Genomic DNA, 13,014 nt, shown 5'->3' with positions numbered 1-13,014 from the left:
CACCGTGTGATGTCCCCTCTCCCTCTGGGAGAGGGCTAGGGTGAGGGTCTACCCCCGCGCCACCCCGAGTCCCGGACTAGGACTGCCGCTTCAGACTTCCCACGGTGAGTCCCGCCTCGCGAGGCTGCACCCGGTTGATCTCATCGGCACGGGCTCGGGCCACCGCTGGCGCGGTAGACGGAGTCCGCGAAATCGCGGTCGGAGGGGTCCGGGACGCGGAAGGTGCGGAGGACGTGCCCCGCCCGGAGGCGCCACCGAGCAGCTCCTGGATTCGCGCCCACCGGGCCTTCTCCTCGGCCATCAGGCGCTGGAGCTCCTCGCGGGCGCTGGCGTCCTGCAGCTCGCCGGCCGCGGCGGTCACCCTGTCCAGGAAGGGCATCAGGTAGCCAATGTCCCTGTCGAATCCACTCGGCTTCGCCATTTGACTCCTCCCCTCCCAGGCAACCGCCCGGGGGTATCCTCCTACCCTTACCCCCGGAAATCCCTGGGGGCGACAGAAGTATTCAGGTGGCTTCAGGGTTATGACACGGCGAATGTAGGCGGGGCTCCTCCAGCGGCCCAGCACCCAGGGGGGCTTCCCCTTGGGCTTGAGAGGGAGTAGACGGCTCCCCGGCTCCATGCCGATTTGGCTGGAAACTTCAAGCGGCGGGAAGTAAGGGCGCCCCCTGCCCTGTTCTCGCAGGACTTCAATACAGCAGAAGGACCGACTCTCGTGGCCTCCCAAGTTCCCATCGAAAAGGTTCGTAACATCGGTATCTCCGCCCACATCGACTCGGGCAAGACGACGCTCTCCGAGCGCATCCTCTTCTATACGGGCCGCATCCACGAGATCCACGAGGTCCGTGGCAAGGACGGCGTCGGCGCGAAGATGGACTCGATGGATCTGGAGCGTGAGAAGGGCATCACGATCCAGTCTGCCGCCACCTACGCCATGTGGGGCGAGTACAACATCAACCTGATCGACACCCCGGGACACGTGGACTTCACCATCGAGGTGGAGCGCTCCCTGCGCGTGCTCGACGGCGCCATCCTCGTCCTCTGCTCGGTGTCCGGCGTTCAGTCCCAGTCCATCACGGTGGACCGGCAGATGAAGCGCTACAAGGTTCCCCGCATCGCGTTCGTCAACAAGATGGACCGCGCGGGCGCCAACTACGAGCGCGTGGCCGCCCAGCTCAAGGAGAAGCTGAGCCACCACCCGGTGCGCCTCCAGGTTCCGATCGGCGCCGAGGACCGCTTCCAGGGCCTCGTCGACCTCATCCAGATGAAGGCCTTCTACTTCGACGGTGAGAGCGGCGAGACCATCCGCGAGGAGGCCATCCCCGCCGACCTGGTCGAGAAGGCCAAGGCCGACCGTCTGGAGATGATCGAGAAGGTCGCCGAGGTGGACGACGAGCTGGGTGAGCTGTTCCTGGCCGACGCCGCCATCAGCAACGAGCAGCTCATGGCCGCCATCCGCCGCGCCACCATCGCGCTGAAGATGACGCCCGTCATGTGCGGCTCCGCCTACAAGAACAAGGGCGTGCAGCTGCTGCTCAACGCCATCTGCTCGTTCCTGCCCAACCCGGCCGAGGTCACCAACGAGGCCCTGGATCAGAAGAACGCCGAGGCGAAGGTCATCCTCGAGTCCAACCCGGACAAGCCCTTCGTGGGCCTGGCGTTCAAGCTGGAAGACGGTCGCTACGGTCAGCTGACCTACATGCGCATCTACCAGGGCAAGGTGAGCAAGGGTGACTTCATCGTCAACCAGGCCAACCAGAAGAGGGTCAAGGTCCCGCGCCTCGTCCGCATGCACTCGAACGAGATGAACGACATCAACGACGCGCGTGCCGGTGACATCGTCGCCCTGTTCGGCGTCGAGTGCGCCTCCGGCGACACGTTCACCGACGGCACCGTGCAGTACACGATGACGTCCATGTTCGTGCCGGACGCCGTCATCTCGCTCGCGGTGAGCCCGAAGAACCGCGACGCCCAGGCCAACTTCTCCAAGGCCCTCAACCGCTTCACCAAGGAGGATCCGACCTTCCGCGTGAACCGTGACGAGGAGTCCGGCCAGACGATCATCAAGGGCATGGGCGAGCTGCACCTGGAGATCTACATCGAGCGCATGAAGCGCGAGTACAACTGCGAGGTGGTGGCCGGCAAGCCGCAGGTGGCCTACCGCGAGACCATCTCCCAGAAGGGCGAGTTCTACTACACGCACAAGAAGCAGACCGGTGGTTCCGGTCAGTTCGCGCGCGTGTGCGGCTACGTGGAGCCCCTGCCGGCCGACGCCGTGCAGCAGTACGAGTTCGTGGACGACATCGTGGGCGGCTCCATCCCCCGCGAGTTCATCCCCGCGTGCGACAAGGGCTTCCAGGAGGCCATCAAGAAGGGCTCGCTCATCGGCTTCCCCGTGGTGGGTGTGCGCGTGGTCATCAACGACGGCGCCTTCCACGCGGTGGACTCGTCCGAGCAGGCCTTCAAGACCGCCGCCATCATGGGCTTCCGCGAGGGCTACTCGGCCGCCAAGCCGATCATCCTCGAGCCGATGATGAAGGTGGAGGTCCAGGCTCCCGAGGACTTCCAGGGCTCGGTGGTCGGACAGATCAACCAGCGCCGTGGCACCATCCTCGAGTCCAGCACGGCCGAGGGTTACGTGACGGTGGTGGCCGAGGTGCCGCTGAACACCATGTTCGGCTACTCCACGGACCTGCGCTCGGCGACCCAGGGCAAGGGCGAGTACACGATGGAGTTCGCCAAGTACTCCCCGGTGCCGCGCAATGAGGCCGAGGCTCTCATGGCGCAGTACAAGGAGAAGCTGGCGGCCGAGCAGGCGGCGCGTAAGTAGTGACGAGCGCCAAGGCCTGACAATTCCAGGCTGTTGAAGGAGGCGCCTCCCCCGGGGGCGCCTTCTTTATTTTCCCGGGCCCGGCTTTCCCCGTTGTTCGCCGGGCCCTTCCGGGGCTTCCCCGAGAACCTATGACTTTCGAAGATCTGAAGCTCGCTGAACCCCTGCTGCGCGCCGTGAAGGCCGAGGGCTACACCACCCCCACCCCCATCCAGACCCAGGCCATCCCCCATGTCCTCGAGGGCAGGGATGTGCTCGGCTGCGCGCAGACGGGCACTGGCAAGACGGCGGCGTTCACGCTGCCCATCCTCCAGCGGCTCTCCGTCGGCCGCCCCCCTCCCCCCGCTCGCGGGCGCCCCATCCGCGCGCTCGTGCTCAGCCCCACGCGCGAGCTGGCAGCGCAGATTGGTGACAGCGTCCGTGCCTACGGCCGCTACACCGGCATCACCTCCGCCGTCATCTTCGGCGGCGTGGGCCAGAACGCCCAGGAGCAGGCGCTCCGCAACGGCGTGGACATCCTCGTGGCCACGCCGGGCCGCCTGTTGGACCTGATGCAGCAGGGCTTCGTGTCCTACAAGGCGCTGGAGGTCTTCGTCCTCGACGAGGCCGACCGGATGCTGGACATGGGCTTCATCCATGACGTGAAGCGCGTCATCGCGGCGCTGCCCAAGAAGCGGCAGACGCTCTTCTTCTCGGCCACCATGCCGCCGGAGATCCAGGGGCTGGCCAACAGCATCCTGACGAACCCGGTGCGGGTCGAGGTGGCGCCGGTGGCCACCACGGCGGAGACGATCGACCAGCGGCTGTACTTCGTTGAGAAGGAGCAGAAGCGCGGCCTGCTGGTGCACCTGCTGCAGACGGATCGCGACATCCAGCGGGTGCTCGTCTTCACGCGCACCAAGCACGGGGCGAACCGGGTGGCCAAGCAGCTGGAGGCAGCGGGCATCGGCGCGGAGCCCATCCACGGCAACAAGAGCCAGAACGCGCGCGAGCGGGCGCTGGCGGCCTTCAAGTCCGGCGCCTGCCGGGTGCTGGTGGCCACGGACATCGCCGCGCGGGGCATCGACATCGACGGCATCACGCACGTCATCAACTTCGACCTGCCCAACATCCCGGAGACGTACGTGCACCGCATCGGCCGCACCGGCCGGGCGGGCGCCGCGGGCATCGCCCTCTCCTTCTGCGACACCGAGGAGCGCGCGTACCTGAAGGACATCGAGCGCACCATCCGCCGGCGCGTGCCGGTGGTGGAGGCCCATCCGCACCGCTCGGGCCAGGCGGCCCCCGCGCCCACGTCGCTCGAGCCAGCCCCGAGCCGTGGCCAGCAGTCCCAGCCCGGAGGCGGGACCATGGTCCGTGCCCGGCCCCAGCCGAACCCCGGCCAGGGCCGTGGCGAGCAGCGTGGCCCCGGTGACGGGGGTGGCCGCCGCCGGCGCGGTGGCCGAGGTGGACGCGGCGGGAACGCGGGTGGCCCCCGGAGCGCGGAGTCAGCGCGTCCGGCCCGGAACGACCGGCCGGCCGGCCAGCAGACCCAGTCGGGGCAGCGTCCCCCGGCCGCGGCCCCGGCGGCACCGCCCGCCGTTTCCCAGAGGCCTCGCGCGCCCAAGTGGCTGTAAAGAAGCACCCGCGACGAGAACCTCCGCACTTCATCCGAGGCACCACCCGTGACCCTGCTCCGCGCCGCCGACGTCCAACTCTCCTTCGGCAGCCGTACCGTCTTCCAGGGCCTGACGCTCACCATCGAAGAAGGTGAGCGCGTGGGCCTCGTGGGAGTGAACGGCTCCGGCAAGTCCTCGCTGATGAAGATATTGGCCGGAGTGGCGCGCGCGGACGCGGGGGAGCTGCAGCTCCGCCGGGGCGCGCGCGTCACCTATCTGCCGCAGGAGCCCGAGTTCGCCCCGGGCGCCACGGTGGCCTCGGAGTTGAGTGTGGCCCAGGGTCCCCTCAGGGAGGCCCTGGCCGCGCAGGCCGAGCTCACCCGCCGCCTGGAGACCACGCCCACCGAGGCGCAGGGCAAGCTGATGGAGCAGCTCGCGACGCTGTCGGACCGCATCGAGCAGCTGGGCGGCTGGGACACGGAGCACCACGCGAAGACGCTGTTGGACCGGCTGGGCGTGAAGGACTGGGACCGGCCCGTGGCCGAGCTCTCCGGCGGCCTGCGCAAGCGCGTGGCCATCGCCCGCGCGCTGCTCACGCGGCCGGACATGCTGATGCTGGACGAGCCCACCAACCACCTGGACGCGGACACGGTGGACTGGCTGGAGGACGAGCTGGACAAGCTGCCCGGCTCGCTGCTGTTGGTGACGCACGACCGGTACTTCCTCGATGGCCTGGTGGATCGCATCGTCGAAATCCAGCCCGGTGGGGGCGTCATCTCGTACCCGGGCAACTACGAAGCCTACGTGGAGCAGAAGCTGGTGGCGCAGGAGAACGCGTCCATCGCGCAGCACAAGCGCGAGCGCTGGATCGCCCAGGAGGTCGCCTGGCTGCGCAAGGGCCCCGAGGCGCGGCGCACCAAGAGCAAGGCGCGCATCGAGCGAGCGCGGAAGCTGATGGAGGAGAAGGGCTTCCAGCGGCCGAAGGTGGCGGGACTGCAGGTGATGCAGGCGCCCCGGCTGGGCCACACCGTCATCGAGGCCGAGGGCGTGCGCAAGTCCTACGGCGAGCGCAACGTGCTCAAGGGCGTGGATCTGCTGCTCCAGCGCGGCGAGCGCGTGGGCCTGGTGGGCCCCAACGGCGTGGGCAAGACGACCTTCCTGCGGGTTCTGCTCGGGGAGCTGCCGCCGGACGCCGGCAAGGTGGTCATCGGGAAGAACACGAAGGTGGCGTACTACGACCAGACGCGCGCCTCGTTGGATCCGGAGCAGACGGTGTACGAAGCGGCCTCGCCTCGCGGGGACGACTGGGTGGAGATAGGGGACAACCGGGTGGCGCTGCGCGACTACCTGGATGACCTGCTCTTCCCCGTGCCCATGCAGCGAATGAAGGTGAAGGCGCTGTCGGGAGGCGAGCGCAACCGGCTGCTGCTGGCGCGGCTGTTCCTGGAGGGCGCCAACGTCCTCGTGCTGGACGAGCCGACGAACGACCTGGACATCGTCACGCTGAACATCCTCGAGGGGCTGCTGCTGAACTTCACCGGCAGCGTGCTGCTGGTGACGCACGACCGGTACTTCCTGGACAAGGTGGCCACGTCCATCCTGGCCTTCGAGGGAGACGGCAAGGTGGTGCGGTACGAGGGCAACTTCGCGATGTACCGGCGGCTGAAGGAGCAGGCCCAGGCACGGGCCGCGGCGGCCGCGCCCGCCCCCGTGACGAAGAAGGCGGAGCAGCCTGGAGTGGAGGCGAAGCCAGCGCGCAAGCCGGGGAAGCTCTCGTACAAGGAGCAGCGCGAGCTGGACGGAATGGAAGCGGCGATCGAGGCCGCGGAGACGCGCAAGTCCGAGCTGGAGGCGCAGCTGGTGGATCCGAGCGTCTACTCCAGCGGAACGAAGGCGGCCGAGGTGCAGAAGGAGCTGGACGTGACGGCGGCGGAAGTGGAGCGCCTCTACACGCGCTGGCAAGAGCTGCAGAACCTGGCCGCCGGAGCCTGAGTCCCCAAGAAACCAACTGTGTGAAACACCCCCTCTCCCTCCGGGAGAGGGTCGGGGTGAGGGTATCTCGCCCCTACTGAGGTCCCATGATTCGTCTCGACAACATCGGCAAGCAGCACGGGCAGCAGATCCTCTTCGTCGAAGCGTCCGCACAGCTCAACAAGGGCGAGAAGGTGGGCCTGGTGGGTCCGAACGGAGCGGGCAAGTCCACCCTGTTCCGGATGGTGGTCCAGCAGGAGCACCCGGACGAGGGGCAGGTGTCCGTCGATCGCGGAGTAACCATCGGCTACTTCGACCAGGACGTGGGCGAGATGTCCGGGCAGAGCGCGGTGGCGGCGGTGATGGACGGAGCGGGGCCGGTGTCGGAGGTGGCGGCGGAGCTCAAGCAGCTCGAGGCGGCCATGGCGGATCCGGACCGCATGGACGAGATGGACAAGCTGGTGGAGCGCTTCGGGGTGGTGCAGGGGCGCTACGAGGAGCTGGGCGGGTACGCGCTGGAGGGACGGGCGAGGGAGATCCTCTCGGGCCTGGGCTTCAGCGAGGAGATGATGGACGGGGACGTGGGGGCGCTGTCGGGCGGATGGAAGATGCGCGTGGCGCTGGCGCGCATCCTGCTGATGCGGCCGGACGTGATGCTGCTGGACGAGCCGAGCAACCACCTCGACATCGAGTCGCTCATCTGGCTGGAGACGTTCCTCAAGGGCTACGAGGGCGCGCTGCTGATGACGAGCCACGATCGCGAGTTCATGAACCGCATCGTGACGAAGGTCATCGAGATCGACGGCGGCGAGCTGACGACGTACTCGGGCAACTACGACTTCTACGAGCAGCAGCGGGCGCTGAACGAGAAGCACCAGCAGGCGCAGTACGAGCGCCAGCAGGCGATGCTCGCCAAGGAGCTGAAGTTCATCGAGCGGTTCAAGGCTCGGGCCTCGCACGCGGCGCAGGTGCAGAGCCGGGTGAAGAAGCTGGAGAAGATCGAGAAGGTGGAGCCGCCGAAGCGCCGTCAGACGATGGTGTTCGAGTTCCAGCCGGCGCCGCGCTCGGGCGACGACGTGGCGAAGCTGGAGCGGGTGGTGAAGGGGTACGGCAAGCGCCGCATCTACAGCGGGCTGGACTTCCTGGTGCGTCGTGGCGAGCGCTGGTGCGTGATGGGAGTGAACGGCGCGGGCAAGTCCACGCTGCTCAAGCTGGTGGCGGGCGAGTCGCGGCCGGATGACGGGGCGGTGTCGCTCGGCGGCAGCGTGAAGATGGGCTACTTCGCGCAGCACGCGATGGAGCTGCTGAAGCCGGAGCAGACCGTCTACGACTCGCTGGTGGACCGCTTCCCCCGGGCCTCACAGGGCTCGCTGCGCGCGCTGGCGGGATGCTTCGGCTTCTCGGGCGATGAGATCGAGAAGAAGTGCCGGGTGCTGTCCGGAGGCGAGAAGGCGCGGCTGGTGCTGGCGCAGATGCTCTATGACCCGCCCAACTTCCTGGTGCTGGACGAGCCCACCAACCACCTGGACATGGCGACGAAGCAGATGCTCATCGCGGCGCTGGCCAACTACGAGGGCACGATGCTCTTCGTGAGCCACGACCGGCACTTCCTGGCCTCGCTGTCCAACCGGGTGCTCGAGCTGACGCCCGAGGGCATCCACCAGTATGGCGGCGGCTACACGGAGTACGTGGCGCGCACCGGCCACGAGGCCCCCGGCCTGCGCAGCTGAGCGCCCGCGGGCCCGGCTTCAGTGGCCGGGCTTGCGGCCCTCGACGTACAGCCAGCCGTTGCTGCGCGAGGGTTGCGCTTCATGGCGGAGCGCGGTGAAGCCAGCCGCCTCCAGCAGTTCCAGCACCTCGGCGCTCGAGTAGATGCGAATCCCCGCCGACGACTCCAGGGTGTCGGACAGGTCCCCCGCGCGGGAGGCATCCCGGGTGTACTCCAGGGAGAGCGCCACCCGGCCTCCGGGGATCAGGACCCGGTGGATCTCCTCGAGGGCCGCCCTCGGATCGGGCCAGAAGTAGAGCGTCTCGATGGCGCACACCTTGTCGAAGGAAGCATCGGCGAAGGGCATGCGGCCCACGTCGCCCATGCGAACCGAGAGCTGCCCGGCGAGCACCCGGGCCCGATTGCGCGAGAGGGCCTGGAAGACCATGGTCTCGGAGTGGTCGAGGCCCACCACGAAGCCCCGAGGGGCCAGGTGCGCCAGGAGCTCGAGCGCCTTGCCCGCCCCGCAGCCGACGTCCAGTACCCGATCCCTGGGCTGGATGTCCATGTGCTCCAACGTCCAGCGCGTCACGGGGCCGTGCTCGAAGCTCATGACATGGCCGATCAGACGCCCGAGCCACCCGTCCGGCCGCCCGTAGAGTCCGACGAGCGAGCGGGTGAGGCCAGGAATGTTCCACGAGAGAAGGGTATCGAAGACATAGGTGGGCAGCTCGTGAAGCGTGGGCAGCTTCACTTCGAGCATCGGGGAGGGAGTCATACGGGTCTCCTGTCGCGCGGTCCGGCACGAGGGCACTGACGCTGCTTGAGCAGGAGGGAGTCACACTCGGCCAACCTGCCTGCACCGTGAGAACGCCAGACCGCGCATTTCTTCCCGGCCCCCTCGGGAACGAATCGACTCCCACATGCGCGGGGTACGTCGGTGGGTTACAAGCCTCGTATGCTCCGCCGCACTTCGGTCGCCCTCTTCAGCCTCACCCTGGCCGCCTGCGCCACCTCCCAGCAGGGCAACACCCGCCAGGTGATGGAGCGCGTCGACAAGAGGTTCCTCACCCGGGAACAGTGCCAGCCCACGCGCACGGCTTCCCTTGCCCATGAACAGGTCTCCGGGCTCGACGAGCTGCCCAGGTCCCTTCGAGACCGGCTGCTCGCGGACCTGCCCCTGGAAGCCGTTGGGAGCACGAAGTCCGCGCAGTGCCAGGAGGCCGCGGCCCGGCTCCTCGAGGACCGGCTTCGCGCGCTCTGCTGGATGGAGGCACGCGTGACACTTCAGGGTGACACCGCGGCCGGCGCACCCGCTCCCCTGCCCCGCCTGAATGTCCAGCTCGGGTCGTCCTATCAGGTCGACACCATCATCTGGGTCACCCTGGACAGGAACGCGACGGTGTCGCCCGCCCGCGTCATCGAGACGGCCAAGAGCGCGCTCCCCAAGGACAAGGCGTGCACGGTGCGGACGCTCGAGGACATCCGGGCGAGCGTCTCCAAGCTCGGGACGTTCCATCAGGTGTTGGTGGAGCCGGGTCCTCCCAACACCGAGAACAAGACCGTCCCCGTCGTCGTCAACATCAACGAGAAGGATCCGGCTCCCCCGAAGACGCAGGAGCCGGTCCCGGACAAGAAGTGAGTCAGTTGTTGCGAGCCGCGTCCTGCTCCTGGTTGAACCAGCGGGACCAGGCGTTCACCACTTCGCCGGACGGGTTGTTGATGGACTTGGGGCTGAGGATGTTGGCGAAGGCGTAGGCCTCGCTCTCCAGCTTCTGCTTGTCCACCACGTAGTGTCCCTGCGCATCGCGCAGCGGCTGTCCCTGGCCGTCCCGCTGGATGTAGCGGCTGTGCGTCGCGAACTCGTCGATGCGGTTCTGGTACTGGCCCTTGCCGTAGTAGTCCCCCAGGACCTGGGTGAGGCTCTGGTTGGGGTTCTGCGCCAGGCGGTTCGCGAGGTTGAGCCCGTCGATGTCGCCGTACCAGTCCTCCTTGCCCTCGTTGCCGATGGCGGTGTCGGCACGGGCGCCCGCGTTGTCACCCCGAGCGGTGTTCTTGATGGCCGAGGCCACATCCCCCGTGAGGGTGACCGTCTGGAGGTTGAAGGGGTTCGGGATGCGGGTCGGAGGGAGGGTCGGGAGCAGGTAGTTGTCGGGGACGCGCTTCTCGTTCACCTGCCAGTCGAGCGCGCAGGCCACGTGGCCCATGTCCACCTCCTGCCCGTCCGGCGTGCGCATCCGGCCGCTGTAACCGCCGACCGCCATGCCGCCGCTGTAGTTCGGGTCATGCGGCAGGCCCGCGGCATTGATGGCCCCCTCCGAGGCCCCGAACGGCGTGCCCCCGCCCACGTTCCAGACCGTGCTGTTGTAGTAGGTCTGCCGCGCGATGGTGGCCGCCTCGCCCTTGCCCATCGTCTTCTCGAGCTCTCCCATCCGGTCCATGAAGACGGTGAAGCGCGCCCGCTCCACGGCCTCGGCGGGCTGGGCCCGCTCCACGTTCTCCAGGGCGGAGATCTTCGCCTTCAGATCCTGGATCTGCTTCTCCTTGCCGTTGTCGCCTCCGGTGATGGCATCCCGGGCCTTCTCGAACGGGTTCCGGTTCTCCAGCTCGAGCTGCACACGGCCCAGCTGCTGGCGCAGGCCGGACAGCTCGCGCTGGGTCTTCAGGGCCTCCTGGTACGCCGGGTCATTGCCCACCTGGGCGACGCCGCCGGCCTTCGCCGCCTTCGCACCGGCCCCGGCCCCCTCGAAACCATCGCGGAACACTTGCGGATGCGCGGGCTCCGCCTTCACCTGATTGCCCGCCTTGGCGGTCGTGGGCGCCTCACCGCCGGCCGCCTTGGGCTTGGAGCTGACCTCGGGCGAGGGGGTGGAGACGGGCCTCCTGGTGGTGGACGACACGGAGCTCACGGTAGGGGTCCTTTCGTGGGGGCGGGTGACTCAAGACTCATTATCGGGCCCGCCCCGCGAAAGTTTCCTACTTGGGCATCACCCCGAAGGCCTTGAGCATCGCCACGGCGATGCCCATGAGGCTCTCACCCGCGATGAAGCCCGAGCTCACGGGGAGCACCGTGGCCTCGGCCAGCTGCGCCTTCTTGCGGCGCAGCACCTCGGCGATGGCCGCGCCGATGAAGAAGCTGATGGAGCTCGCCCCCGGAATCACGATGGCCAGCCCCAGGCCCGACGCCGAGGGAATGTACGGCTTCGCCTTCTTCGGAGCCCAGCGCTCCAGCAACACCAGCACCACGCCCAGCACCAGGCCGCACAGGGCGCCGATGCGCGCGGACGTGTGCAGCGAGCCCACTCCGTTGACGAGCATCTTCGACACGCCGGCCCATACCAGCGCGGAGGGCGCGGGGAACTCCTCGGTGCCCAGCACCTCCGCGGTCGGCACCAGCAGGTTGAAGGCGGGCACCACCACGGCGGCACCGGCCACCAGGCCGAGGAGCTGCGCGAAGAACTGCTTGCGCGGATCGGCGCCGAGCAGCCACCCGGTCTTGAGGTTCGTGAGCAGGTCCGCCGCGTGCAGGCCCACCCCGCCCGTGGCGTTGGCGCTCATCACGTTGGCCGCGAGGTTTCCGGGCAGCAGTCCGCCGTAGAGCAGCTGGGTCACCGGCCCGAGCGCCTTGGTGGGCGTGGTGTCCGTCTCCCCGGTGACGCGCGCGGCGATGACGCCCATCACCACCGACAGCGGCATGGCGATGACACCGGCCCACCACGGAATCTGGAAGAGGTACGCCATCAGGAACACGGCCACCGGACCCAGCACCAGGAAGCCCAGGGGGAACCAGGTGGGCGGGCACTCGATGTCGGCGAGCGCATCCTTCTCCTCCTCGCCCTTCTTCCCGAAGAGGCCCGAGAGCGCCTTGAAGGACTTCGCCACGCTGCGCCACTGGAAGGCGAAGGACAGCAGGCCCGAGGACACGAGCACCGCGGCCCCCGTCCACAGCGCCCAGGAGTTGATGGCCTTGTACGTCACCTCGGGGATGACACCGCGGCTGACCATCTCCGGGGCGAGGAAGCCGTAGGTGAGGATGGCGCCCAGCAGCATGGACCAGCCCGTCTTGAAGCTCACCAGGGCCCCGGCGCCCACGAGCAGCAGGCTCAAGTCGAACGAGAGCGTCCACGCCCCCGCGGGCTTGCCGCCGATGGTGAAGGGCAGGCTCACCTTCGCGGGAAGGTTCCACGCCAGCCACGAGGCCTTGGCATCCCGCCAGAACGCGATGACGGCTCCGATCAGGCCGGCGACGCCGAGGTAGCGCGCCTTGCCGCGCGAGCGCTCATCCGCTCCGTAGAGTGCCTGGATCGTCTCGGCGGTGGCGGTGCCCGTGGGGAACGGGAGCTGCTCGATGTTGATGAGCTGGCGCTTGATGGGGATGGCGGCGAAGACGCCCAGCGCGGACACCACCGAGAACCACGCCACCAGCCACCCGGTGGAGGGCAGCGCTCCGGTGAGCATCAGCAGCGCGGGCACGGCGGCCATGTTGCCTCCGCCCGTCATGTACCCCGCACCCGAGGCCACCGAGCCCACGGCGTTGTTCTCGAGCGCGGAGACCTCCGTCCGCACCAGCCCCACCGCGCGCAGGGCGCCGAAGGTGGCGAAGGCGAGGATGCACGCGGTGATGGTGACGCCCAGGCTCCAGCCCGTCTTGAGGATGACGTACAGGTTGGAGAGGCACATCACCGCGCCGATCAGCATGCCGGCGATGACGGCGCGCACGGTGAGCTGGCGCACGCCGGCCTTGTAGACGTTCTCGAGCCAGTGCCGCTCCGGATCCTTGGCGGCCATGGTGGACCCCCGGGGGGGCACGGAATCCGGCTCGGGCTTGAGCTGGAGCTGCTGGGGAGAGGGGGAGACGGGTTGGCTCATTGGGAGCGCAACCTTACCGGAACACCCCCTACCCCACGAGT

9 protein-coding genes are annotated in these 13,014 nt (G+C 68.3%); 5 read left to right on the top strand and 4 right to left on the bottom strand.

The features are described from left to right. Positions 1-76: 76 nt before the first annotated feature. Positions 77-421, bottom strand: a complete 345-nt coding sequence (locus JRI60_RS15705; RefSeq protein ID WP_204226677.1) for a hypothetical protein — start codon at positions 419-421, stop codon at positions 77-79. A gap of 291 nt (positions 422-712) precedes the next feature. Here JRI60_RS15705 and fusA point away from each other — a divergent pair, with 291 nt between their 5' ends. The 4 genes from fusA (at position 713) to JRI60_RS15685 (ending at position 8,126) form a co-directional block, all read left to right on the top strand. Next, positions 713-2,827: an elongation factor G gene (gene fusA, locus JRI60_RS15700; RefSeq protein ID WP_204226676.1), complete on the top strand. Its 2,115-nt coding sequence runs from the start codon at positions 713-715 to the stop codon at positions 2,825-2,827. A 131-nt stretch (positions 2,828-2,958) separates the two neighbouring features. After that, complete coding sequence (locus JRI60_RS15695) at positions 2,959-4,443, top strand: DEAD/DEAH box helicase (RefSeq protein WP_204226675.1); 1,485 nt, start codon at positions 2,959-2,961, stop codon at positions 4,441-4,443. Between the two features lie 48 nt (positions 4,444-4,491). Further along, on the top strand, positions 4,492-6,417 hold the full coding sequence (locus JRI60_RS15690) for an ABC-F family ATP-binding cassette domain-containing protein (protein WP_204226674.1): 1,926 nt from the start codon (positions 4,492-4,494) through the stop codon (positions 6,415-6,417). An 86-nt stretch (positions 6,418-6,503) separates the two neighbouring features. Continuing rightward, entirely contained in the window at positions 6,504-8,126 is a 1,623-nt protein-coding gene (locus JRI60_RS15685; protein ID WP_204226673.1) for an ABC-F family ATP-binding cassette domain-containing protein, read from the top strand. A gap of 18 nt (positions 8,127-8,144) precedes the next feature. Here the strand turns inward: JRI60_RS15685 and JRI60_RS15680 are convergent, their stop codons facing one another. Next, entirely contained in the window at positions 8,145-8,882 is a 738-nt protein-coding gene (locus tag JRI60_RS15680) for a class I SAM-dependent methyltransferase (protein ID WP_204226672.1), read from the bottom strand. A 180-nt stretch (positions 8,883-9,062) separates the two neighbouring features. Here JRI60_RS15680 and JRI60_RS15675 point away from each other — a divergent pair, with 180 nt between their 5' ends. Then, complete coding sequence (locus JRI60_RS15675; protein WP_204226671.1) at positions 9,063-9,746, top strand: hypothetical protein; 684 nt, start codon at positions 9,063-9,065, stop codon at positions 9,744-9,746. Position 9,747: 1 nt separating this feature from the next. Here the strand turns inward: JRI60_RS15675 and JRI60_RS15670 are convergent, their stop codons facing one another. After that, the gene (locus JRI60_RS15670) at positions 9,748-11,004 is read right to left on the bottom strand and encodes a hypothetical protein (protein ID WP_204226670.1); all 1,257 of its coding nucleotides are present in this window, start codon (positions 11,002-11,004) and stop codon (positions 9,748-9,750) included. A gap of 76 nt (positions 11,005-11,080) precedes the next feature. Continuing rightward, positions 11,081-12,973 carry an OPT family oligopeptide transporter gene (locus tag JRI60_RS15665; protein ID WP_204226669.1) on the bottom strand — a complete coding sequence of 631 codons (1,893 nt, stop codon included), beginning with the start codon at positions 12,971-12,973 and terminating at the stop codon, positions 11,081-11,083. Between the last annotated feature and the right edge of the window lie 41 nt (positions 12,974-13,014).

Source organism: Archangium violaceum (assembly GCF_016887565.1).
GTDB classification, from domain to species: domain Bacteria; phylum Myxococcota; class Myxococcia; order Myxococcales; family Myxococcaceae; genus Archangium; species Archangium violaceum_B.
The sequence above is the reverse complement of the archived record's forward strand: the minus strand, read 5'-3'. Positions and strand labels throughout refer to the sequence as shown.

Excerpts from the sequence above, each read along its gene's own strand:
- JRI60_RS15695 (WP_204226675.1), top strand. The coding sequence starts at position 2,959 with ATGACTTTCGAAGATCTGAAGCTCGCTGAACCCCTGCTGCGCGCCGTG.
- JRI60_RS15705 (WP_204226677.1), bottom strand. The coding sequence starts at position 421 with ATGGCGAAGCCGAGTGGATTCGACAGGGACATTGGCTACCTGATGCCC.
- JRI60_RS15665 (WP_204226669.1), bottom strand. The coding sequence starts at position 12,973 with ATGAGCCAACCCGTCTCCCCCTCTCCCCAGCAGCTCCAGCTCAAGCCC.
- JRI60_RS15675 (WP_204226671.1), top strand. The coding sequence starts at position 9,063 with ATGCTCCGCCGCACTTCGGTCGCCCTCTTCAGCCTCACCCTGGCCGCC.
- JRI60_RS15685 (WP_204226673.1), top strand. The coding sequence starts at position 6,504 with ATGATTCGTCTCGACAACATCGGCAAGCAGCACGGGCAGCAGATCCTC.
- JRI60_RS15680 (WP_204226672.1), bottom strand. The coding sequence starts at position 8,882 with ATGACTCCCTCCCCGATGCTCGAAGTGAAGCTGCCCACGCTTCACGAG.